The 24,015-nt window shown below is 56.6% G+C and carries 19 protein-coding genes and 1 pseudogene; 17 read left to right on the top strand and 3 right to left on the bottom strand.

Going from position 1 to position 24,015, the window contains the following annotated elements:
• Window positions 1–23 precede the first annotated feature (23 nt).
• From K7H09_RS12505 to K7H09_RS12470, 9 genes and pseudogenes are all read left to right on the top strand, one after another.
• Entirely contained in the window at window positions 24–896 is an 873-nt protein-coding gene (locus K7H09_RS12505; protein ID WP_041159527.1) for an ABC transporter permease subunit, read from the top strand.
• The gene (locus K7H09_RS12500) at window positions 897–2,000 is read left to right on the top strand and encodes an ABC transporter permease subunit (protein ID WP_022522045.1); all 1,104 of its coding nucleotides are present in this window, start codon (window positions 897–899) and stop codon (window positions 1,998–2,000) included.
• Window positions 1,997–2,719: an ABC transporter ATP-binding protein gene (locus K7H09_RS12495; RefSeq protein ID WP_022522046.1), complete on the top strand. Its 723-nt coding sequence runs from the start codon at window positions 1,997–1,999 to the stop codon at window positions 2,717–2,719. Before K7H09_RS12500 ends, K7H09_RS12495 begins: the two co-directional genes overlap by 4 nt.
• Window positions 2,706–3,425, top strand: coding sequence for an urea ABC transporter ATP-binding subunit UrtE (gene urtE / locus K7H09_RS12490; RefSeq protein WP_041159526.1), 720 nt, complete (start codon window positions 2,706–2,708; stop codon window positions 3,423–3,425). The genes K7H09_RS12495 and urtE overlap by 14 nt, the downstream gene beginning before the upstream one ends.
• Window positions 3,426–3,548: 123 nt before the next feature.
• Window positions 3,549–4,547, top strand: coding sequence for an acetamidase/formamidase family protein (locus tag K7H09_RS12485; RefSeq protein WP_022522048.1), 999 nt, complete (start codon window positions 3,549–3,551; stop codon window positions 4,545–4,547).
• Between the two features lie 17 nt (window positions 4,548–4,564).
• Window positions 4,565–6,262 carry a nitrilase-related carbon-nitrogen hydrolase gene (locus tag K7H09_RS12480; protein ID WP_041159525.1) on the top strand — a complete coding sequence of 566 codons (1,698 nt, stop codon included), beginning with the start codon at window positions 4,565–4,567 and terminating at the stop codon, window positions 6,260–6,262.
• A gap of 61 nt (window positions 6,263–6,323) precedes the next feature.
• The gene (locus K7H09_RS12475; RefSeq protein WP_041159524.1) at window positions 6,324–7,835 is read left to right on the top strand and encodes an amidase; all 1,512 of its coding nucleotides are present in this window, start codon (window positions 6,324–6,326) and stop codon (window positions 7,833–7,835) included.
• Between the two features lie 203 nt (window positions 7,836–8,038).
• Window positions 8,039–8,161, top strand: a pseudogene (locus tag K7H09_RS24615) (IS30 family transposase); the annotation flags it as partial.
• Between the two features lie 66 nt (window positions 8,162–8,227).
• The gene (locus tag K7H09_RS12470; protein ID WP_041159523.1) at window positions 8,228–8,878 is read left to right on the top strand and encodes a LysE family translocator; all 651 of its coding nucleotides are present in this window, start codon (window positions 8,228–8,230) and stop codon (window positions 8,876–8,878) included.
• Window positions 8,879–8,931: 53 nt separating this feature from the next.
• On the opposite strand, the gene K7H09_RS12465 is transcribed toward K7H09_RS12470, so the two are convergent.
• The gene (locus tag K7H09_RS12465) at window positions 8,932–9,318 is read right to left on the bottom strand and encodes an META domain-containing protein (protein WP_052475754.1); all 387 of its coding nucleotides are present in this window, start codon (window positions 9,316–9,318) and stop codon (window positions 8,932–8,934) included.
• A 358-nt stretch (window positions 9,319–9,676) separates the two neighbouring features.
• On the opposite strand from K7H09_RS12465, the gene thpD reads away from it, so the two are divergent.
• Window positions 9,677–10,675, top strand: a complete 999-nt coding sequence (gene thpD, locus K7H09_RS12460; RefSeq protein WP_041159522.1) for an ectoine hydroxylase — start codon at window positions 9,677–9,679, stop codon at window positions 10,673–10,675.
• A gap of 118 nt (window positions 10,676–10,793) precedes the next feature.
• The gene (locus K7H09_RS12455) at window positions 10,794–11,459 is read left to right on the top strand and encodes a fumarylacetoacetate hydrolase family protein (RefSeq protein ID WP_022522053.1); all 666 of its coding nucleotides are present in this window, start codon (window positions 10,794–10,796) and stop codon (window positions 11,457–11,459) included.
• Window positions 11,460–11,610: 151 nt separating this feature from the next.
• Here the strand turns inward: K7H09_RS12455 and speA are convergent, their stop codons facing one another.
• Together speA and K7H09_RS12445 are read right to left on the bottom strand one after the other, a co-directional pair.
• Window positions 11,611–13,539 carry a biosynthetic arginine decarboxylase gene (gene speA, locus K7H09_RS12450; protein WP_041159521.1) on the bottom strand — a complete coding sequence of 643 codons (1,929 nt, stop codon included), beginning with the start codon at window positions 13,537–13,539 and terminating at the stop codon, window positions 11,611–11,613.
• Window positions 13,536–14,495 carry a homoserine kinase gene (locus tag K7H09_RS12445; RefSeq protein ID WP_041159537.1) on the bottom strand — a complete coding sequence of 320 codons (960 nt, stop codon included), beginning with the start codon at window positions 14,493–14,495 and terminating at the stop codon, window positions 13,536–13,538. The genes speA and K7H09_RS12445 overlap by 4 nt, the downstream gene beginning before the upstream one ends.
• Before the next feature lie 180 nt (window positions 14,496–14,675).
• Between K7H09_RS12445 and polA the strand changes: the two genes are divergently transcribed.
• From polA to cydC, 6 genes are all read left to right on the top strand, one after another.
• Window positions 14,676–17,465 carry a DNA polymerase I gene (gene polA / locus K7H09_RS12440; protein ID WP_041159520.1) on the top strand — a complete coding sequence of 930 codons (2,790 nt, stop codon included), beginning with the start codon at window positions 14,676–14,678 and terminating at the stop codon, window positions 17,463–17,465.
• 236 nt (window positions 17,466–17,701) lie between these two features.
• Entirely contained in the window at window positions 17,702–19,273 is a 1,572-nt protein-coding gene (locus tag K7H09_RS12435; RefSeq protein WP_041159519.1) for a cytochrome ubiquinol oxidase subunit I, read from the top strand.
• Window positions 19,270–20,412, top strand: a complete 1,143-nt coding sequence (gene cydB / locus K7H09_RS12430) for a cytochrome d ubiquinol oxidase subunit II (RefSeq protein ID WP_084625533.1) — start codon at window positions 19,270–19,272, stop codon at window positions 20,410–20,412. Before K7H09_RS12435 ends, cydB begins: the two co-directional genes overlap by 4 nt.
• Before the next feature lie 12 nt (window positions 20,413–20,424).
• Window positions 20,425–20,544 carry a cytochrome bd-I oxidase subunit CydX gene (cydX, locus tag K7H09_RS12425; RefSeq protein ID WP_051052215.1) on the top strand — a complete coding sequence of 40 codons (120 nt, stop codon included), beginning with the start codon at window positions 20,425–20,427 and terminating at the stop codon, window positions 20,542–20,544.
• On the top strand, window positions 20,528–22,243 hold the full coding sequence (cydD, locus tag K7H09_RS12420) for a thiol reductant ABC exporter subunit CydD (RefSeq protein WP_230804814.1): 1,716 nt from the start codon (window positions 20,528–20,530) through the stop codon (window positions 22,241–22,243). The genes cydX and cydD overlap by 17 nt, the downstream gene beginning before the upstream one ends.
• Entirely contained in the window at window positions 22,231–23,976 is a 1,746-nt protein-coding gene (gene cydC / locus K7H09_RS12415; RefSeq protein ID WP_141440692.1) for a thiol reductant ABC exporter subunit CydC, read from the top strand. Before cydD ends, cydC begins: the two co-directional genes overlap by 13 nt.
• Window positions 23,977–24,015: the final 39 nt, after the last annotated feature.

Genomic DNA, 24,015 nt, shown 5'->3' with positions numbered 1-24,015 from the left:
GTTTCCTGCCCAGGAGCCTGGATATGGAATATATACATTTCGCGTTTACAGCGTTTTATCAGTTTGGGGATGCGTTTGCCTTCCTGGTGCTATCTGCCATGGGGCTTGCGGTGATCTTCGGGATGATGGGTATCATCAACCTGGCTCACGGTGAATTTATCATGTGCGGCGCCTACGTAACGGTGGCAACGGCGCGCATGGGGGTTCCACTGCCCATCGCTATGTTATGCGGCAGCCTTGCCGCCGGGATTCTTGGCATTGTGCTTGAACGCACGATTATTCATCGCCTCTATCACCGGCCATTGGACTCCATTGTGGCCACCTGGGGGATCAGCCTGGTTCTCACTCAAGGCACACTGATCGTGTTTGGCTCCAGCATGTCGGGTATCAGCACGCCGCTGGGTAGCTTTTCGGTGGGCGATTACACCTACTCGACCTATCGAATGGTGCTGCTTGGGGTCGCCGTGCTACTGCTTATTGGCTTGTATGTGCTGTTTCACCATACGACGTTCGGTATCCATTCGCGGGCAACGATTCAAGCACCGCACATGGCTAAAGCCGCGGGGATCGACACCGGGCGTATGTACTCCCTCACCTTTGGTCTCGGGGCTGCACTGGCCGGTTTGGCCGGCGCGCTTTATGCCCCCACGATCTCCATCGTCCCGACGCTGGGCGCCAACTTCCTGGTCGAGAGCTTCGTGACGGTGGTTGTGGGCGGGGCGGATGTGTTCCTGGGTACGGCGCCAGCCGCGGCCACGCTCGCGGTTATCAAGGCGTTCCTGACCGGGTGGCAGGGGCAGCTCATGGGCCAGGTGGGGCTGTTAATAACCGTCATGGTGGTTATCCGCATTCTCCCGCAAGGCCTGTCTGGCTGGTTACTCAAGGGGCGTTCATAAATGGCTATGTTGCAACGAGAAGACCCGCTGACGGCGCGGTCAGCGTCTCGCGTGCCAAACTGGATGCGGCTCGTTAACGGTCCGCAAACACTGGGTCGCGGATCGCTGTTTTGGGTTGGCTTTGCCTTGGCGATTGGCGCGGCCGCCGTTTACCCCGCCTTTGCAGATGGCTGGAGTGTCGGTAATACGGCCTACTTTTTTTGCTGGGTGTTTATGGCTCTTGGGCTATCGCTGATCTGGGGATACACGGGCGCGCTCAGCTTTGGCCAGACCGCTTTCTTCGGGCTTGCCGGGTATACGTACGGTGTCGTCACGATCAACTTTGGCGCGGCTTACGGTATGACCATCGTCGGAGTGCTGCTCGGCGTTGGGATGTCGTGTCTGGGGGCGGCTCTGCTGGGTTACATGCTTTTTTACGGACGCATCAGCGGCGTCTTCCTGGGGATTGTCACGCTGTCGACCACGCTGGTTTTTGCAACTTTCATGGCGCAGACGGCGGGCTCACAGTGGGCGATCGGCGATGCCCGGATGGGTGGTGACAATGGCATGACCGGTATGCCGCCGCTGACCATCCCCTGGGCGGGAGGCGATATAGCGCTGTACTCGGGCGTGCCGCTTTATTACCTGCTTCTCGCCATGCTGGTGCTTTGCTATCTGGGCTTACGGGTGCTGGTTAATTCGAGGTTCGGCAATGTGCTGGTGGCGATTCGTGAGAACCCGCACCGCGCTGAAATGCTCGGTTACGACATTCGCCGCTACCAGTTAATTGCCTTTGTGATTGGCAGTGGTTTAGCGGGTCTGTCTGGTGTGCTGTATACCGCCTGGGGGCAGTACATCAGCCCGTCCAACATGGATTTGGCGGCCGCCGCATTACCCATTATCTGGGTGGCGGTGGGCGGGCGTAAAGACCTCACCGCGACGCTAGTGGGCACCTTGGTGGTGCTGGGCATTTTCCAGAATCTCACGATCTACGGCAGCTACTACGCCTTCGTCATCATGGGCTTGCTGCTGGTCGTCATCGTGGTCTATTTGCCGGAAGGGTTGATCCCGGGGCTGGTCAGGCTTGTAAGCCGTCTCCGCAAGCGTAAGGAGGGCATGTCGTGACCATATTGCGAACCGAGAACTTATATAAGCATTTCGACGGCGTAAAAGTGGCGCAGGACGTGAACTTCTCAATGGCGTCCGGTGAAATCCGCTGCTTGATTGGCCCGAATGGCGCGGGGAAGAGCACGTTTTTCAAGCTTGTGCTCGGTGAGCATCAACCCAGCGCTGGCAAGATCTACTTCTCAGATAAGGAAATCACCAAGCTGCGTTCCTTTGAGCGCGTGAAACAGGGAATCGCTGTCAAGTTCCAGGTGCCGGGTATCTTCGCTGAGCTGTCCGTTTGGCAAAACATGCAGATCGCGGTTCAGAACCATCTGCATGGCGATTCGATGACGGCGGCGATCGACAAGGCACTCGCCTTCGTAAGGCTTACCGACAAGGCCGAAGAGCTTGCCGGAGAACTCTCCCACGGCGAGCAACAGTGGCTTGAGATCGGCATGGCGGTGAGCACGGAGCCGCGTTTGCTACTGCTCGATGAGCCAACGGCTGGCATGACGCCGGAAGAAACGGCGCGCACCGGCGAGATGATCCAGGCGCTCAATCGCCAGGGTATGTCCATTTTGGCGGTTGAACACGACATGGAGTTCGTACGCCAGATTGCCCATAAGGTCACCGTACTGAACTTCGGTGAGATCTTTGCGGAAGGCACGATCAACGACATCGAGGCTAACGAAGAGGTCGCACGCATTTACCTGGGGACAGCCGATGACGACGAATAATACACATCTGTTGAGCGTGGAAGGCGTTACGTCTGGCTACGGTACCACCGCCGTTCTGCAAGAGGTCAGCTTGAGTGTGGGCCGCGGCGAGGTGGTTGCCGTCATCGGCCGAAATGGCGTTGGCAAGACAACGTTAATGAAGACGCTGATCGGTCTTCTTAAGCATCGACAGGGCGTTATCCGCTTCGATGGCCAGGATATCGGCGCGCTCGAATCGCACCAACGTGCGCGCTTGGGCATTGGTTATATCCCGCAAGGGCGCGAGGTCTTCTCGCGCATGACCGTCTGGGAAAACCTCAAGGTCGGCGAGATGCTCCAACAGCCCGGCGAGGGTGTCGACTATGAGCGGGTCTACGAGTTCTTCCCTATCTTGCGCGAGCGGGCCAATCAGCGGGCCGGCACTTTCAGCGGCGGACAGCAGCAACAGCTTGCTATCGGCCGGGCCATGGTAGGCAAGCCGAAGCTGATGCTGCTCGATGAACCTTCGGAAGGTATCCAGCCGAACATCGTCAAGGACATCTCGCGCAACATCCTCAAGCTCAATCGCGAGCTGGGCGTGACCGTTCTTCTCGTTGAACAGAACCTGGACATGATCATGACCATGGCGCAGCGCTGCTACGTCATGGACAAGGGGCAGATTACCCATGAGCTCGCGACGGAACAACTTCGTGACCGTGACGCCATGCGGCGCATTCTGGCGGTTTGAGGGCGTGACACGTAAGGGGTCACGGAAAACGTTTTGCCATTTAACAACGATGCACGCTCCAGCCCGTAGTTGCCGGAGCGATGATTGAACGTACTTAAACAGTACTCAAAAAGGAGTCGAACAATGAACTGGTTTGATCAGTCCATCATGGCCCGTCGCGCCGTCGCCAAGGGTAAGCCGGGTACTACCCACCAACTCACTGAGGTGGCTCAAGGTCAATACCACTATACGCTTGGACCTAACCCCAAGCCTGTGCTGCATATCCAACCTGGCGATGTAGTCAGTGCGGAAACCCATGATGCTTTCGAGGGAAAACTGCGCTCGGAAAGCGATAAGCCAAGCGAGCTACTTAATTTACCTTATCTCAATCCGCAGAACGGGCCGATTTACGTAGAGGGGGCGGAGAAGGGTGATTGCCTGGCGGTGTATATCCGTGACATGAAACCTCGTGGCCCGCAGCCTTGTGGCACGACGGCGCTGATTACCGAATTTGGTGGCTTGGTGGCGACCGGTGATACCGCGCTACTCAACACACCGCTACCGGAACGGGTAAAGAAGGTGGACGTTGATGCGGAAACCGGCGTGAAGTGGACTGACAAAATTACCCTTCCGTATCAGCCTTTTATTGGCACCATTGGGGTGTCGCCAGAGATTGAATCGATTAGCTCGCTGGTGCCTGATTATTACGGCGGCAATATGGACTTGCCTGATGTGGCGCCTGGCGCGGTGATCTATCTGCCGGTGCATACCAAAGGCGCCTATCTTTATCTAGGCGACTGTCATGCGGCGCAGGGTGATGGTGAGTTGTGCGGCGTGGCGATTGAGCATCCTACCGTGACCACTGTACAGGTCGACTTGATCAAAGATTGGACGTTCAAGTGGCCGCGCCTGGAAAACGAACAGTTTTATATGACCATTGGTTCCGCGCGCCCCATGGAAGATGCCACGCGCATCGCCTACCGAGAGCTGGTTCGCTGGCTAGCGGCAGAGTTCGATTTTGATGAAATCGAGGCTTACATGCTGCTTACCCAGGCAGGCCGTGTGCGGCTGGGCAATATGGTGGATCCAAAGTATACCTTGGGTGCTTCCATTCTCAAGTCCATCGTTGGCCAGGCACGCTAGCGAGCGGGGAGGACAATATGAAATATTTTGCCGCCGCAGTGCAGTTTGAGCCTGAAATGTTTGCCAAAGAGCGCAATATTGATGCTTTGAAGCGTTTGGTGGAAGAGGCGGTCGCGTCTGGTGCGCGGCTGATCATCACCCCGGAGATGGGGCTTACCGGTTACTGCTGGTATGACAGGGAAGAAGTCGCTCCCTATGTGGAACCGGTTCCTGGGCCTTCGACCGAAAGCTTCGCCGCGCTGGCGGCGAAGCTTGACTGCTATATTGTTATTGGCCTACCAGAAGTAGAGCTGGCCAACGGGCTTTACTACAACACCGCTGTATTGATTGGCCCTGACGGCTATATCGGCAAGCACCGCAAAAGTCACCCCTATATCGCCGAGCCAAAATGGGCGGCTTCAGGCGATAGCGGCCATCAAGTGTTCGAGACGCCGCTGGGCCGTATTGCACTGCTCATTTGTATGGATATTCATTTTCTCGAAACCGCGCGGCTGGTGGCGTTGCAAGGCGCCGATGTCATTTGCCATCTGAGTAATTGGCTGGCTGAGCGGACACCGGCGCCTTACTGGATAAGCCGTGCCAGGGAAAATGGCTGCTATCTTATAGAAAGTAACCGCTGGGGGCTCGAGCGTGGCGTTCAATTCAGTGGGGGTAGCTGCGTGATTGAACCGGATGGTCATGTCCAGGCTAGCCGAGATGACGGGGATGGAATCGTGTTTGGTGATATCGATACTGACCGTGTTACGGGGCCGTTGGCCAGCGAGCGTCGACCAGCGCTCTATCATGAGCTACTGCATCAAACCTACGCCTGGAATCCGCTCGATTTTTTCAGGCTTTATGGCCATCAGCCTTTGCCCAGGGGCAAAGCAAGCACCATCGCTGTTGCGCAATTTGCCCCATCTAACGACATCGACGACAACCTTGCCCAATGTATTGCGCTGATCGAACAAGCAGGGCATGCCGAGCTGGTTGTCTTGCCCGAGTTAGCCCTTACCGGGCTGGATGCTGGCGCTATCAATCCCATCTCAAAGCATCACGCTGATTTTGACTCGCTGCGTCGACTCGCTGAAGAGCGTCAACAGTATTATGTGGTTGGTTTCGCTGAACAGTCTGATGGCCATCTCTACAATGCGGCCGCTCTGGTGGGCGCGCAGGGCGTTATGGCGGTTTATCGCAAGATTCACTTAAGCGAGGCTGACCGAGAGTGGGCGACGCCTGGCGAGCGCTGGGTATGCTGCGACCTTCCGCTAGGTCGGCTAGGGTTATTAATTGGCCATGATGCCGATTTTCCCGAAGCGGGGCGCATCCTGGCCCTGCGGGGATGCGATGTCATCGCTTGTCCCGCTGCCTTGCCAGGGCCATTTCACTGTGCCCATCCCGGTACTGGCATTCGTCAGCCGGCACCTATTCCCACTGGCCCGGACGATCACCATTGGCACCATTATCGGGTACGCGGTGGCGAGAATAACTGCTATTTCGCATTCGCCAACGTGCATATGCCCGAGGCTGGATTACCCGGGCTAAGCGGTGTATTCGGCCCGGATACGTTTCATTTTCCGCGCCAGGAGGCATTGTTAACCAGCGGCACTGGTTGCGTGCAGCTTGCTATCGACACAAGGAATCTGGAATCGGCTTACCCAAACAGCGCTGTGCGCCGCAAGGACCTGGTGGTGATGCGCCTGCCACACCACTATCCGAAACTGTTGGAGCGATAGTGCGTATTTCCCTCACTAGATGCCTTTTCAGGCAATCGTCTGTGTATAGGAGTAGTTGACTATGAGTGTGAAACGACCTGGCATTGATACGTTGGCCGCCATTTCCGATTATTATGGTTTTGACCTTTCCTTTGATGAACTGAGTGAGTTCCAGTCCGCCGTTGCTGGCTCAATGGCCATTTATGATCGCCTGGACGAACTGGCGGATGAATCGCTGCCTGTCAATTACCCACGGGCGGAATTGGGCTATCGCCCCGTAGGTGACGACAATCCGCTTAATGGCTGGGCTTGGAAATGTTCGGTGCCTGGCGCCGAGGAGGGGCCGCTCGCGGGTCGAACGGTCGCGCTAAAGGACAATATCGCTCTGGCAGGCATTCCCATGATGAATGGCTCACCGATCATGGAAGGTTTTGTGCCCCGCGAGGACGCCACCGTTGTCACCCGGCTGCTCGACGCTGGCGCGCACATCATCGGCAAGACGGCCGTTCCTGCGTTCTGCTTTGACGGTGGCGGCTGTACTGGCTACCCCGAGCCCCAGCCGGTCAATCCTCACGATCATGATCGACTGGCCGGTGCATCCTCCAACGGCAGCGCCGTGGTGGTGACCAACGGTGAAGTCGATATGGCCCTAGGGGGCGACCAGGGCGGTTCCATTCGGCTACCCGCCTCATGGAGCGGTTGCTACGGGATCAAAGGAACGCATGGCCTTGTGCCTTACACAGGTATCTTTCCCATTGAGCTGACTCTTGACCACGTAGGCCCTATGGCGCGCACCGCGGAAGATTGCGCCCGAATGCTGGAAGTGCTGGTGGGCTCGGATGGCTTAGATCCACGCCAATACGACGTACGCACGGCGAAATACACCGAAACGCTAAGTGAAGATCTTACTGGTATACGCATTGGCATCCTACGTGAAGGGTTTGGTATTGCCGGTGCCAGTGAGCCCGATGTGGATGCCGCTGTACGGGAGGCTATCAGCGTGCTGGAAAAAGTGGGCGCCCGTGCTTCGGAGGTGTCGGTGCCCATGCATAACGACGGGCTTGCACTGTGGAGTGCGATCGCCTTTGAGGGGGCCACCGAACTGATGGTTAGGGGCGATGGCTACGGCACAAACTGGCGCGGCCATTACAGTACGCAGCTTATGGACTTTTATGGGCGGGCTCGCCGCGCTCGCGGTCATGACTTTAGCGACACGGTGAAGATGACGGTGCTCGCCGGGCACTACATGTCAGAGCAGTACAATCGCCACTACTATGGTAAAGCCCAGAATATCGGTAGGCGTCTCGCGCGCGATTATGACAACGCTCTGCAGGAATATGACTTGTTAATCATGCCTACCACCGCCATGAAAGCGGTAAAGAGGCCGGCTGATAAAAGTCTCAATAGCACACTGGCCGGTGCGCTTGGCAACCTGCACAACACGGCCCCGTTTGATGTCAGTGGTCACCCAGCCATGAGCGTCCCGGTTGGCTTTTCGGAGGGCTTGCCCGTAGGTATGCAGTTGGTTGGTAGACGCTGGGATGAAGCGACCGTGCTTAAAGTCGCCCATGCTTATCAGGTCGCTATTGGCTAGTGGTATACGGCGAGCATTGATGCAGTAGTAACCCGATTATCTTCGATAAAACTTAAGACGAGCGGGCCTGGATTCATAGAATAAGCTCAGCACTTTGGTTCACAAGGTAGAGGCAGTAGGGCCAGCGCTGGTACCCTTTCTGCCTTACCTACCAGAGTGAAGCAGAGCATGGAATACTGGTAACTGGCTCAGACCCAACATATCAGTTAGCTCAGCAGGCGCGGTTATTGATGCCACGCCGAGGGGCAGCGCACGCCATCACCCTGGATTCTGGATCGGAATTCGCCGAGCACAGAAAGGTTGCCAAGGCCGTCTCGGCAAAGAGCACTAGAAACCGCAGATGCTGCACTTATTAGTTGAATTCAGGGCTTATCATTTCAGGGTGAATCTCGATGATTCCACTTCATGATTACTTGGCATTTCTCTCCATCGTTACGCTCATCGTAGTCTCCCCAGGAGCCAACCTGTTCCTGCTGCTTCAGGCGACGCCGGCGCAAGGCCGTGTTACGGGGGTGTTGATGACCCTGGGCTTCTGTGCAGCGATCATATCTCATGCCACGTTGGCGCTCATTGGTGTTGGGGCACTCGTCGCAGCCTCTGTCACGTTATTCACTATTATAAAATGTGTGGGCGCTGCATATCTTATTTGGCTTGGCGTTAAGGCATTTCGAGCAGCACTAACGAAAACGCCCATCGCGTCGCAGGCGAAAGATTGTCAAACATTGCCGAGGATAAGCCAAAAACAGGCCTTTGTGCGGGGCTATCTCACCAATATTCTCAACCCCAAGCCCGCTATCTTCTACGTTGCGGCCTTTCCCCAGTTCCTGAGTGCCGGTGGAACGGACTACTGGCTGGGAGGGCTCGGGTTGGGAGCCAGCCATGCCCTGATCGCTCTGTTCTTCTACGGTATGGTTGTCGTCACATTGCATAGAGTCGCTGAGTGGTTAAGGAAACCATGGGTATGGAAGTCGATCCAAGGCATCTCTGGTTTAGTCTTTCTTCTGATCGGCGGTCGCCTCTTGATTTCGCGCTCCCCGGCCTGATTCTTCTAGGCTTGGTGAGTTTAAAATGCGTCCTTTAGATGAGCTCTTTGTGATTAATAAAGATGCACCGCCTCGAAGACCGCCAATGATTCACTGTTATCGCTCGACAGTACAAGCATTGCGCCATCCACGCTCCATGCTGTTACCTGCTTGAGTGTGGCTAGAAAATCTTGCTCAGTTTTCATTTGGGACGGTGGGCAGGCCATTTTAGTGCTGGCGATTTGCCCAAACTCTATGCGCTCGTTTTCCACACGGTAGCTGCCCATCAGGGTGTTACAGCCGGTAGCGCCGGCTAAGCGAGAAGCCTCTTGATGAAGAACCAAATGTGCTTCACGGAAATTCTCATGGGTGACGACCGGTGCGCCATCAAGCGTTACCAGCTTCCAGTAGGTGTTGATCAACGGTTCATTAGGGCGATGCGCTGTCTCGTGGGTATCCATTGTTGCTGAAGAACACCCAGCGGTTATTAATAGCGCGCTGATAAATCCATAAATCGGTAGCTGCCTTTTCAAAGTATGATTCCCCATTCAGTTAGATAAAAAGATGAGCAACATTAACCGCAAACATTGTGGCTTGGAGTGAGCTTTTTAGGTGACTTATTGCCTAAAAAGCCACTGTTCAATTTTTTTCACGTAACCTACGTTATCAAACCAGAAATCATGCCTTGCGAGGAAATTTTAGTGGTATAGGCTACTCCCAGCACGATGTTAGAATCGTGCTGTTTTATTTATATGTACGCTAATCTTTATACGTGCAATATGTTCGATCTGAAACCTAATCATACAAGGAGTGGATTAGATGACAGTCAAAAGCACACCACTAAATGCTGTAACCGCCCATAAGCAATATAGCGAAATGGCCGATACACCTAACGTTCACACTACTCAGGTTCAGTGCCAACAGGTACAGGATGCCTACCCGTCGCGCTTAACCACCACCCCTGAGAAAACCTGGCTGCCGCGCCAAGAGGCGGTTGTCAAAGGCCGTCAACTTTCCGGCCCGTTAAGCCAGGCGCAGCTTGATGAGTTTGAACGTAAAGGGTTTCTGTTTATTCCCAACCTCATTGAAGGCGCAGAGCTTGAGGAGCTGCGTCAGGAAATGAAGGCGTTGATGAGCAACGATAAGTACCTCAATCAAGACTTCAGCGTCACTGAGCCAGAGAGCCAGGAAATCCGCTCGCTATTTGCGGTTCACTTCCTCTCTGAGCGGTTGGGAAAGCTGGCCAGCGATGAGCGTGTCGCGGGCGCTGCTCGTCAAATCATAGGCGACGACCCTTATGTGCATCAGTCGCGTATTAACTATAAGCCTGGATTTGCCGGTAAGGGCTTTAACTGGCACTCCGACTTTGAGACGTGGCACGCGGAAGATGGCATGCCTGCGATGCACGCGGTTAGCGCATCGCTGATCTTAACTGACAACCATGAGTTCAATGGTCCGTTGATGCTGGTCCCCGGTTCGCACAAAAAGTTTGTACCCTGCGTGGGGGAAACACCGGAGGATAACCACAAAAGCTCGCTGAAAGCGCAGGAAGTGGGCGTGCCAAGCCCAGAAGCACTTACCGAGCTAGTGGCTGAACACGGTATTGAAGCGCCAAAAGGCAAGGCGGGTGGTTTGCTGCTGTTCGATTGCAATACGCTGCATGCTTCTAACGCCAACCTGTCGCCTGACCCGCGTAGCAACGTGTTCTTCGTGTTTAACCGCCAGGATAACCGTTGCCGGGCGCCTTATGCGGCGGCCAAACGACGGCCTGATTTCCTGGCTCATAGCCCTGGTCAACAGGCTCAGCAATATCGCTAACGTGTAGTGGGGAAACAAATTCATGGCCGAAGGGTGTGGAACCTTCGTATAGGTGGGGTAAACTGTTGCGCCTGTCGTTGCGAAAGCGGCACGCATAATGAGAAGGAGAATACCCGCCATGCGTTTTGTTCCACAGTTTACCGATGGCCAGGAGTTTCCCCACCCGCTGGGCAAGGTTGTCTGCATCGGCCGTAATTATGCCGACCATGCGAAAGAGCTGGATAATCCAGTTCCCACTGAGCCGCTGCTGTTCATAAAGCCATCGACCAGCGTTGTGGATCTAACCAAACCGTTGGATCCGCCGTTTTCACGCGGTGATGTGCATTATGAAGCCGAGCTTGCGCTGTTAGTGGGTGAAACGTTAACCCACGCCACCCTGGATGAAGCCGAGCGTGCGATTGTCGGTATCGGGTTGGCGATGGATTTAACGCTGCGTGATGTACAGACGAAGCTAAAAGAGAAAGGGCATCCCTGGGAAATCGCCAAAGCTTTTGATGGCGCTTGCCCGCTTTCGTCGTTTCTGCCGCTAAGCCGTGTTCCCAACTGGAACGCGCTGGCTTTCACGCTTGAGATTGATGGTGAAGAGCGCCAGCACGGTGAAGGCTCCGATATGATCTTCGCCATACCAACCTTGGTAGCCGAAATGAGCCGTCACTTCACTCTAGAGCCGGGCGATGTGATTTTGACCGGCACGCCATCAGGCGTTGGAGAGCTGGTTCGCGGTTCATCACTGCGTTTAACCTTGACCGGTGGTTTGGTAGTTGAAACCAGCGTAGTCGAGTAGCGAAAAAAGCAGAGAATTGCTGGGCAGTGTTGGATCGTGAAGAAGCGCCACCCCAAAATCAGGGTGGCGCTTCTGTTTGGCGTAACCCAATACGTGCCATTCAGTACGGGCTATTCAAGACGAGCTATTCAAGGCTCGTTTGCAAGATCGGTTATTCAAGATAGGTATAGCCTTCCAGACCTTCGCTTAAGCTCGCCGCAAAGCGCGCTTGCTCGTCGGCAGTAAAGCCGCTGGCGGCTAGCTGGTCGGTGAGCTTCTGCTTGAGCACATTGGCATTGAAGTTGACGTAGGCAAGTACCTGGGCCACTGAGTCCCCGGCCAGCGGGTTAGATAGTGTCCACTCGCCGTCGGCATTGAGCGCAGCATCAACGGAGTCGGTGTCGCCAAACAGGTTGTGTAGATCGCCAAGAATTTCCTGATAGGCGCCCACTAGAAAGAACCCTAGCCAGCGTTCATCGTCTGAAGCCCACTCGGGAAGCGGTAGGGTGCTCTCGACCCCCTGGCCGTCGACGTAGCTGTCGATGCGGCCGTCGGAGTCGCAGGTGATATCCTGAATCACTGCCCGCCGGGTGGGCGCTTGATCCAGTCCGCTAAGGGGCAGTACCGGGAATATCTGCTCGATGCCCCAAACATCAGGCACTGACTGGAATAGCGAGAAGTTGACGAACAGTTTATCGGCGAGTTTCTCCGCCAGTTCATCCATGATTTCGCGATGGGCACGGTTACGGGTATCCAACTGAGTGCGCAGCCGTGTGCAGGCAGCCATATACACCCGCTCACCTTCAGCGCGGGCGGTAATGTCACTCAAACCCATCACAAAACGTTCCTGCAGTTCGCTAACCGCTTGAAGCAGATCGTGCCACGCTTCCACCAGCATGCGCGGCTCTTGGGCGGTCGCTAACTGCTCGAACACCCGCCACAGCAGCTCTACCTGGGCATCTTCTTGGCTCTCGCCTGCCGAATGCCGTTCAGGCGGCGTGTCGTCGATGCGCTCTTCGCCAATCACGTTAGTGATCAGCACCGCGTGGTGGGCAGTTAGCGCACGGCCTGATTCGCTAATGAGATGAGGCTGCGGCAGGTTCGCCTCTTGGCAGAGCTGGGCAAAGGCGCTGACGACATTGCGGGCGTATTCACGCATCGAATAGTTAGCTGAGCAGAAGCTGCGCGAGCGAGTGCCTTCGTAATCGATACCCAGGCCGCCACCTACATCGACGGTGTCAATTGGCGCACCCAACTGCATCAGGTTCTGGTAGAAGCGCGCGCACTCACGCAGACCGCGTTGAATATCGCGAATATTGGCGATCTGGGAACCCAGGTGGAAGTGCACGAGCTGCAGACTTTTCAGTGCCTCCTCGCGACGTAGAGTGTCTACCACCTCGAGAATTTGGCTGGCGGTGAGGCCGAACTTAGACTTTTCACCGCCGGTATTCTGCCATTTGCCCTTACCCACCGAGGCAAGGCGGGCGCGCAGGCCAATACGCGGGGTAACATCCAGTTCTCTCGCCTCTTCCAAAATCAACTGCAGCTCGGAGAGCTTTTCGACCACCAAATAGACCTTGTGGCCGAGTTTTTCACCCAGCAGCGCCAAGCGCACATACTCGCGGTCTTTGTAACCGTTGCAGACGATCAGCGAGGAGCCGCCGTCAGACAAAGCCAGCACTGCCAGCAACTCGGGCTTGCTGCCCGCTTCCAGCCCCACACGGCCGTTGCCGCGCTCGGCGGTGGCCAGAATCTCTTCGACTACTCTGCGCTGCTGGTTCACTTTAATCGGGTAAACGGCGGTGTAGCCGCCCTGGTAGTCGCAGTCGCTCATGGCGGCATCAAAAGCGCCACACAGCTGCTCCACCCGGTCGTGAAGAATATCGCTAAAGCGTACCAGCACAGGCAGCCGCAGCCCAGCGCTCTGCAACTGGCGAACCAAGCCGCTCAGCGGTAGCGCCGGGCCTTCCGCATCGCTACCCAGCGGCCGCACCAGGGCCTGACCTTGATCATCCACGTCGAAGTAACCGCTACCCCATTGATCGATATTCCAGGTGCGCCGTGCGCGAAGGGCAGGGCTAGTCGTCGCCATCACACTCATGCAGAAACCTCAGGTAGCGGCAATGCACCGTGGGCAATGCGCGCAGTTAATATGGTTCGAAAACGTTCGGGGTCGTGAGGCGTCAAATCGTGGGCCGGGGGATCAACATAGACCACCAGCAGGCGTGACAGCCAGTAGCGCAGCGCCGTCATGCGCAGCATGGTGGGCCACAGTTCCCGTTCATCCGCCGTTAACGGCCGGCGCGCCAGGTAGGCGCTCAACAGCGTATTGTAGCGCTCAGCGTTGAGAGTGCCATCGTCGTTAGAGGCCCAGTCGTTGATCACAATCGCCAGATCAAACAGGAGATCCCCAGTGCAGCCATTATAAAAGTCGATAATACCGCCAAGCTGGTCACCCTCAAACAGGGTGTTGTCACGAAACAGATCACCGTGCAGGGCGCCTTGGGGCAGCTCACCGTGTCGCATAAAGGCGCTCTCGAAATCGTCGACTTCATCCTTCATCAACGTTTGATCCGCGGGGCTTAGGTAACTCAATACTTTATGGTGCATCACCTGCAGCCAGTGGAGATCCCGCGGGTTGGGGCGGTGGCCGGGGAAACGCTTTGACACCACGTGCAGGTGACCCAAAGTATCGCCTAAGGCATGGCACTGGGCTACATTGGGCGCCTCGGGATGGCGGCCAGGCAGGCGCGGGAATAGCAACGCCGGCTTGCCCTCCAGGCTATGCAGCGCGATACCTTCGCGGTCATGAATGGTGCCGGGCACCGGTAAGCGGTGCTCGTCCAAATAGTCCAGCAGTTCGACAAAGAACGGCAGTTCTGCGTGTTCGCCCTGTTCGAACAGGGTTAATACCAGTTCGCGGCGGTCGGTAGTCACAAAAAAAGTCGAATTTTCGGTGCCGTTCGCGACTCCCTTAAGGGAAACAAAACTGCCCACATCAAATTTTTCTAAAAACGCGGCGACCTGTGCGTCGCTAAGCGGGGTAAATACAGCCATGAGAGTCTCGCCCAGGTTGCTAAGCCCATTATTGTAGCGGCTTGGTCGCTCAGTTGGCAGCGTTGTTGTGATAAGAGAGTCGAGTTTGGCTCTGCAGTCTGCCTGTGCAACGCGTATCATATGAGCCACTCTTATTGGCAATTCTTTTTAAGCAATCTTATTTAACAATGGAACTTGGTTATGGCTCGCGCTCCGATCGTCCTCGTCGATGGCTCTTCCTATCTGTACCGTGCCTTTCATGCGCTGCCGCCGCTAACGACCTCCAATGGTCAGCCAACGGGCGCGGTGAAGGGCGTGTTAAACATGCTCAAACGGCTAATTAAGGATTACCCCGAAAGCCCCATGGCGGTGGTGTTTGACGCGCCGGGCAAAACCTTCCGTGATGAGCTGTACAGCGACTATAAAGCGCACCGCCCGCCGATGCCCGATGACCTGCGCAGCCAGATCGCTCCGCTGCACGCCTGTGTGAAGGCGCTGGGCCTGCCGCTGTTATGCGTTGACGGCGTAGAAGCGGACGATGTGATTGGCACCCTGGCCCATCACGCCACCCAGGCGGGCCGCGATGCAGTGATCTCCACCGGAGATAAGGATATGGCGCAGCTGGTCAATGCCCATATCACCCTGGTGAACACCATGAAGGATGAAACCCTGGATGAGGCGGGCGTAGAAGAAAAATTCGGCCTGCCGCCCGCGCTGATTATCGATTTTCTCGCCCTGATGGGTGACAAGGTCGATAACATTCCCGGCGTGCCCGGCGTGGGTGAGAAGACCGCTATTGGCCTGCTACAAGGCATGGACGGTGGGCTGGAGACCATTTATGGCGATTTAGAGCGAGTAAAAACGCTCAGCTTCCGGGGCGCCAAAACCCTTCCCAAGAAGCTTGAAGAGCATCGCGAGCAGGCGTTTCTCTCCTATCAGTTGGCCACCATCAAAGTCGACTGCGAGTTGCCGGTGGGCTTGGACGATTTGGATATTGCCCATCCGGATCGTGAAGCGTTGGTCACCCTGTATAAAGAGATGGAGTTTCGCCAGTGGTTGGGCGAGTTGCTGGAAGGCAAAGACGAGGGCGTGGATGACGTCAAAGGCGGCGAGCCTGCGCCCGCAAGTGCCGAGGAAGTTAGTAACGAATCCGAGGGGGCGAACACTTCTGTGCAAGCGTCTGTTCGTGAAGATCAGGTCATCCTCGAACAGGCAGACTTCGATCGCTGGCTGGGTCGGCTGCAAAACGCCGAGTGCTTCTGCTTCGATCTGGAAACCACCAGCCTTAATTACATGGACGCAGAAATCGTCGGCGTTGGCTTTTCGCTGGAAGCGGGGGAGGCGGCCTATATTCCGCTTGCCCACGACTACCTGGATGCCCCCCAACAGCTTGACCGCAAAACAGTGCTGGCGGCGCTAAAGCCGCTGCTGGAAGACGCGACCAAGACCAAGATTGGCCAAAACCTCAAGTACGATATTTCCGTGCTGGCCAACTATGCGATTTCCGTGGCGGGCCCGTTTGCCGACACCATGTTGGCCTCGTATGTGCTCAACTCCACCGCCACCCGCCACGATATGGATTCGCTGGCGCTCAAGTATCTGGGCGAAAAGACCATCTCCTTTGAAGAGATTGCCGGTAAGGGCGCCAAGCAGTTGACCTTTAACCAGATTGCCCTGGAACAAGCGGCGCCTTATGCCTGCGAAGATGTTGATATTACCCTGCGGCTGCAGCAAACGCTGCGTCCCCAGGTCGAAAGCGAAGGGCGTCTGGCGGAGGTACTGGATAATATTGAGCTGCCGCTGATCAAAGTGCTCTCGCGCATCGAACGCAACGGGGTAGCGGTAGATGCCGAGCTACTGCACAAACAGAGCCAGCAGCTAGAGCAGCGCATTGGCGAATTAGAACGCGAGGCGTTTGAACTGGCCGGGCGCGAATTTAATCTCGGCTCGCCCAAGCAGTTGGGGCAAATTCTGTTTGAAGAGCAGAAAATTCCGGTGCTCAAAAAAACCCCTAAAGGCGCACCCTCTACCGCGGAAGGTGTGCTTGAAGAGCTGGCGCTGGATTACCCGCTGCCCAAGGTGATTATGCAGCATCGGGGGCTGGCCAAACTGAAGTCCACCTACACCGATAAGCTACCGCGTCTGCTCAATAAAGCCACTGGCCGGGTACACACCAGCTATCATCAGGCGGTCACTGCGACCGGGCGGCTGTCGTCGTCGGATCCCAACTTACAGAACATTCCCATCCGTACCGAAGAGGGGCGCAAAATTCGTCAGGCATTTATTGCCCGCCCAGGCTACCGTATTGTCGCCGCCGATTACTCGCAAATTGAGCTGCGTATTATGGCGCATTTATCTGAAGATAAAGGGCTGCTGGAAGCGTTTGCCGAAGGGCGTGATATTCACACCGCCACGGCGGCAGAAGTCTTCGGCACCTCTCTTGAGAAGGTCTCTGGCGATCAGCGCCGTAGCGCCAAAGCGATTAACTTCGGCTTGATCTACGGCATGAGTGCCTGGGGGCTGTCGCGTCAGCTGCATATCGAGCGCAACCAGGCGCAAACCTACATTGATCGTTACTTTGACCGCTATCCCGGCGTGGCCCGCTATATGGAGCGCATTCGCTCGCAAGCAGCAGAGGATGGTTTTGTCGAAACTGTATTAGGGCGGCGGCTTTACCTGCCGGAAATTCAGTCGCAAAACCGCAACCGCCGCCAAGGCGCTGAGCGCACCGCGATTAACGCGCCGATGCAGGGCACTGCCGCCGATATTATCAAGCAGGCGATGATCAATGTGGATGCGTGGCTAGCGGAAGGCGAATTCGATGCGCTGATGGTGATGCAGGTGCACGATGAACTGGTATTTGAAGTCGCCGAGAAGCAGGTCGAGGCCTTTATCGAGCAGGTGCAAAAACGCATGCAGGGCGCGGCTGAGCTGAAAGTACCGCTGATTGTAGAAGCGGAGAGCGGTGCCAATTGGGATGAAGCGCATTAATGCCTACTACCAACACCACAAGCCTCGCTCATCTACGCCTGCGACTCTGAATGAGGAAAGGGGTGGATGGCATATTGTCGCAACAGTGCAATGCTTAAGTAAGGAATTGATCAAGATCAAATTGTTGGCTCGGGTGAAGGAATAGCCTATACACATCGCTTTGCCTGGGTTAGCACCTGTCTGTGGTTTCCCGGTGGGGCGAAAGGTGTGTTTAAGCTATCCATCGGGAGTCACTCATGGACATTGTTGAATTATCCAGGTTGCAGTTCGCCTTTACGGCGATGGTGCATTTCCTGTTTGTACCCTTAACGCTAGGGCTGTCGATACTGCTGGCGATCATGGAGTCGGTCTATGTCATGACCGGTAAAACCATTTATCGTCAGATGACCAAATTCTGGGGCAAGCTGTTTGGTATTAACTTTGCGTTAGGGGTAACGACCGGTATCGCCATGGAGTTCCAGTTCGGCACTAACTGGTCGTACTACTCTCACTATGTCGGCGATATTTTCGGAGCGCCCCTGGCGATAGAAGCCTTGATGGCGTTCTTCCTTGAGTCGACGCTGGTCGGGCTGTTCTTCTTCGGCTGGGATCGCCTGTCAAAAGAGAAGCATCTGGCGGTTACCTGGTTCATGGCCTTGGCGACCAATATGTCAGCCCTGTGGATTCTGGTAGCCAATGGCTGGATGCAGCACCCCGTAGGGTCGGAGCTCAACCTAGCCACCATGCGTATGGAGTTGGTCAGCTTTGCAGAGGTGCTGCTCAACCCCGTCGCCCAAGTCAAATTTGTGCATACCGTGTCAGCGGGGTACGTCACCGGGGCGATTTTCGTGTTGGCGATTTCAAGCTGGTACCTGCTCAAGGGGCGTGAGATTGCCTTTGCGCGGCGCAGCTTTGCGATTGCTTCTGCCTTCGGGTTGGCCAGCGCGCTATCGGTCATTGTACTGGGCGATGAGTCTGGCTATGAGCTGGGGGACGTGCAGAAGGTCAAGCTGGCCGCCATCGAAGCAGAGTGGCAAACCCATCCCGCACCTGCGGCTTTCACGCTATTTGGGCTCCCCAACGAGGCGGAACAGCATACCGACTTTGCCATCCGCATACCTGGCGTGATGGGCTTGATTGCCACGCGCTCGCTGAATACCGAAGTGATGGGTATTCGGGAGCTTAAGGAAGAGCACCGCGAGCGCATCGTCAATGGCCAGGAAGCCTACGCACTCATGCAGCGCCTGCGCAGTGATGAAGAGCGCGAAGGGGATATGGCTCGGTTCGAGGAAGTGCGCAGCGATCTTGGTTATGGGCTACTGCTCAGTGCCTATAGCGACGATGTAGCCAATGCGACCACAGCCGAAATTGATCAAGCCGTTGAAGCGTCGATTCCCAAGGTTTGGCCGCTTTTCTGGTCTTTTCGGGCCATGGTCGCCGCGGGCTTTAGCATGCTGTTGCTGTTTGCGCTGGCCTTCTGGCATAGCGTACGTCGTCAGCCAGAGAAGTCCCGGTGGCTACTTCGCTTCGCGCTGTTCAGCCTACCGCTGCCTTGGATTGCCTGTGAAGCGGGCTGGTTCGTGGCCGAATATGGGCGTCAGCCGTGGGCAATCGGCGAGATATTGCCGGTGCACTTGGCCATTTCCAGCCTGACTGCTGAGCAGGTGCTGTTTACCCTGATTTCTATTGGCGTCCTCTACACCACCTTCGTCATCATCGAAATGTGGCTGATGCAACACTTTGCCCGCAAAGGGCCCTCCGGTAGCGGTTACCTGGATGATGACGCTGAGTCTGACTATCCAATCTCAACCCCAGCACGGGAGGCATGATGATGGACTACGAAACCCTTAGGTTTGTCTGGTGGGTGCTGATCGGCGTGCTATTGGTGGGCTTCGCGGTCACCGATGGTTTTGATATGGGCGTTGCCGCCTTGCTCAACGTGGTCGGGCGCGGCGATGAGGAGCGCCGGGTGATGATCAACTCCATGGCGCCTCATTGGGACGGTAATCAAGTCTGGCTGGTCACTGCGGGGGGCGCACTGTTTGCTGCTTGGCCTCCAGTTTACGCAACAGCCTTCAATGGCTTCTATCTCGCCTTGATGCTGACGCTATTTGCGCTTTTTCTTCGCCCCCTGGCGTTCGATTATCGCTCCAAGTTGGAAAATCCCACATGGCGCCGTCGTTGGGATTGGGGGTTGACGATCGGCTCCGCCGTTCCCGCGCTGATCTTTGGTGTCGCCTTTGGCAATCTCTTGCAAGGCGTTCCCTTCCAGTTCGATGACTATCTGCGCCTGGAGTATCAGGGCGGCTTGCTGGGCCTATTAAACCCCTTTGCGCTATTGGCCGGGTTGTTGAGCCTGCTGATGTTCGTCACCCATGGAGCGGCTTGGCTGCAGCTTAAAACCGAGGGCGAACTGCGCAGCCGTAGTGCGGCCATCGGCAGCCTGGCAGCACTGGTATGCGCGGCACTGTTCGTGCTGGGTGGGGTGTGGCTGCTCCTGGGCGTTGATGGCTACCAAGTGACTAGCGTAATCGACACCCAAGGGTACAACGATACCACCGGTAAAATCGTGGCGGTCAGTGCTGGCGGCTGGATGACCAACTACAGCCGCTTCCCGCTGTTGTGGCTACTGCCAATACTAGGCGTTTTAAGCTTTGTACTCTGCGCGCTGACCATGAAGCTGGGACGACATGCGCTGGCATTTACCAGTTCGGCTGTCGCCATGGCCATGGTGGTGGTCACAACGGGCGTTACGATGTTTCCCTTCGTGATGCCGTCGTCGCTGAACCCCAACCATAGTCTGACCATGTGGGATGCCACGGCGAGCGAGTTGACGCTCAAGATCATGTTTGTGGTGGTGTGTATTTTCGTGCCGTTGGTGCTGCTGTATACCGTCTGGAGTTACTGGGTCATGCGTGGACGCCTGAACGAGCAGTTTATTCGTGATAACGACAAAGCGCTTTACTGAGGAGGGTGTCGTATGTGGTATTTCGCCTGGATTTTGGGTGTCACGCTGGCGGCCACCGTCAGCATTCTTAACGCCATGTGGCTTGAAGTGAATGGCTATGAAGGCGAATCCGAGCATGAGCGGAGCGACTGAAGCCCATGACCCGCGGCAGCGGCTGAACCGCTGCCTCGCCCCACAACGCTGGTGGTTGCGGGGCGCCACGCTGCTAGCGATGATCGGCGTGGTATTGCTGATTGCCCAGAGTTGGCTGTTGGCCACTATTTTTCACCATTGGTTACTGCTTTGGCAGGGTAGGGAGTCGCCGGGCCATCCGATGGTGTGGCTAGCAGGGCTGGCCATTTGCATGGTGCTACGCCCTTTTCTCCACGCTGGCCGGGAGTGGCTGTCTCGTCAGGCCAGCCTGCGTGCTCGTGACGCCTTACGCAGCCAGTTATTAACGCAGCTTGGCCACCTTGGGCCGGTTAGGCGCCAATTTGGCAGTGATGGCGCCTTGGCCACTCAGGTGCTGGAGCAGGTGGACGCCTTGGACGGCTACGTTAGCCGCTATCGGGTACAGAGCTTGCTGGCGGTGCTAGTGCCCTGCCTGATAGCGGCGGTGGTAGCGCTGTACAGCCCCTTGGCCGCGGGATTGATGCTAATGACCGCGCCGTTGGTGCCACTGTTTATGATCCTGGTGGGACGTGCTGCTGCGGGTGCCAGTCAGCAGCAGTTCGTCGCCTTGGCGCGTATGGGGGGCCGCTTCCTCGACCTGGTTCGTGGGATGGCGACGCTACAGCGCATGGGGGCAACTGACCAAGCAGAGACCAAGGTCGCCCGGGCGAGTGACGCCTACCGTGGGCGTACTATGCGGGTGCTTAGACTTGCCTTTCTATCCAGCGCGGTGCTGGAGTTTTTTGCCGCGCTGGCGATTGCCTTGGTGGCGCTTTATCTCGGCTTAGGGCTGCTTGGCCTTTTGCCCTGGGCGAAAGCGGAGGTGCCGGTACCCTATCAGGGGGCGCTGTTTATTTTACTGCTGGCGCCCGAGTTCTATGCGCCGCTTCGCCAATTGGGCACTGACTATCATGCCCGGGCGGAAGCAATCGGTGCCATGCAGGCGCTGATGCCTCTGCTGGAAGCTGACACTTGGCAGCCTCGTGAGGCACCGCTACCCCCGGTAGCGAGAAACGTCGAGTCTTTCACCGTGGAGTGTAACGAGCTGAGTGTTCGGGGTGAAGGCGGTCGGCTTCGTCTGGCGCCGCTTAACCTCACGCTGGCTGCGGGCGAAAGGGTATTGGTGCAGGGCGAAAGCGGAGTGGGCAAGTCGAGCCTTTTGCATGCGTTGTTGGGATTTAGCGCTTACCAGGGCAGCCTGAAGGCGAAGGGTTGCGAACTTGCCCAGTGGCCCCGCGCCACTTGGCAACGCCAGCTTGGCTACCTCAGTCAGCAGCCGCCGATCCAGTCCGGCAGCATTGCAGATAACCTGCGCTTGGCGGCCCTGGATAAAACAGATGAAGAGCTTATTGAGGTTCTGACCCTGGTTGGCCTGTGGCCGATTCTGCTTCGCGGTAATGGGCTTGCCACGCAGCTGGGCGAGCGCGGACAGGGACTCTCCGGTGGCCAGCTGCAACGTTTGGGATTGGCGCAGTTGCTGCTTCGTGATGCAGTGCTATGGCTATTCGATGAGCCCACGGCCCACCTTGATCCGGATGCTGCCTGGCAACTCAATGCATTGATCGGAAAGCTTAGCCGCGGGCGTAGCGTGCTTATCGTCAGTCACGAGTCGGCGGGCCTGGAGTGGGTCGATCGGCAAATTGAGCTGTCATCGAAAGAGGCCATCGCATGCTGCGGCTAAACAAGACCCCCTCTGTAGAACAACCTCCCACTATCCGGCTGCGTGATTTGCTGTTGCTTCGGCGTGGCGGCTGGTCGCTGGCGTTCTTGCTAGGCGCCGCCACGCTGCTGGCTGTGATTGGCTTGCTGGCTATCTCGGGTTGGTTTATTACCGCGGCGGCGGTTGCCGGTACGATGACGGCGACCGCCTTCGGTTTCGACTATTTTCGCCCCGCAGCGCTGATTCGTCTGTGTGCCATTGTACGCACGGCCGGGCGCTACGGTGAACGCCTAGCGTCCCATGATGCCGCGCTAGGGTTGCTGAAGGATCTGCGTTGTCGGTTGTTCATGGCATTGGGGAAAAAGCCATTATTGCAGGCGGCTTCCAGTCCTTCTCACCACGGCACGGCTAACGCTATGCATCGCCTTGTGACCGATATAGACCAGCTTGATCAGGTGGTATTGCGGGCGCTCCTGCCCTGGGGCTGGGCCGGGTTAATGGTGGTGGTTGTCATGGCAGGGCTTTACTGGCTGAGTGGCACCCTGATGTGGGCTGCTTTGCCAGGAGTGCTGTTAGCCTGGCTGGGGTTGCCGTTACTGGCGTTATGGCGCGGTATTGATCAGGCACGCCAGAGTGCCGAACTTGCTGAGCGTCGTCGGGTGGCACTGATTGAACCCTTGGCAGCCATTACCTCATTAGTGTTGTGGGGGCGATGGCCAGAGATGGCCCAACGAGTGAAAAAATGGGACGCCGACTACTTGGCGCATCAGGAGCGCCAGCAACTGCTTGCTAGCCTGACCACCGCGTTGCAGCAGGTGGCGCTGGGAGCTGCCATCGTTAGTGTGCTATGGCAGGCAGAAGCGCTGTTAGCGGCCAGCCATTTGACGGTGCCAATGCTGTTAGCTGCCGTCTTGGCGATCCTGGCATTAGGGGAAATATTGGCACCACTGACCCATAGTTTTCTTGCCTTGGGCGCGAGCTTTGCCGCACGGAATCGTCTCAATACCCTGGCGGAAGGGGCGCCGAGGGCGCAAATCGCTATTGAGGAGGCTGAAACCGCACCGCTCAGCTGGCAGCTAAATGTCAGCCAATTAACAGCACGCCTGCCTGGCGCACTGGTGGGGCCGCAACGTATCAGCCTGGCGTTGAAGAGCGGTGAAATACTCTGTTTACATGGCCCCTCGGGGTGTGGCAAATCGACCTTGTTGCAGGTATTGGCCGGCGAGTTGCTGCCGCTGTCCGGGGAGTGTTGTCTTAATGGTTATCCCATTGAGCAGTGGTCAATGCACAACGCCGTCGGCTATCTGCCCCAACAGTGGGATTTGTTTGACATGAGTCTGGCGGAAAATCTACGCCTTGGTGCCCGTCATGCCGGTGATAGTGAGCTGTGGAGCGTTCTTGATGATTTGGCGCTAGGCACCTGGGCGCGAGGGTTGCCCCTGGGGCTTGAGACACCTTTGGGCGAGTATGGAGCAGCTGTCTCTGGAGGTCAGGCGAGACGTATCGCCCTGGGGCGGGTGCTGCTGGCGCGACGGCCCATTCTGCTGCTCGACGAGCCGTTAGCCGGGCTTGACGCGGTAACTCGGCGTCATGTCGTCACCAGCCTTGTGCGCCGCGCACAGCATGGGATTCTGGTTATTTCTAGCCACGTGCCATTAGAGCTGCCTGAAAGTCAGGTGCGTACCCTCTATATGCAGGAAGATGGTCGTCCCCGGCGCTTTCCGCCAGTGCCAGCATGTTTAGAAGCGCTATAACGCAAAACACCCGCAGTTGCGGGTGTTTCTAGCCTCTAC

The sequence above is a fragment of the Halomonas sp. IOP_14 genome, assembly GCF_021021315.1.
In the GTDB taxonomy this organism is placed as follows: Bacteria; Pseudomonadota; Gammaproteobacteria; order Pseudomonadales; family Halomonadaceae; genus Vreelandella; species Vreelandella titanicae.
Note: the sequence above shows the minus strand (reverse complement) of the source record. Positions and strands in the feature narration are given on the sequence as shown.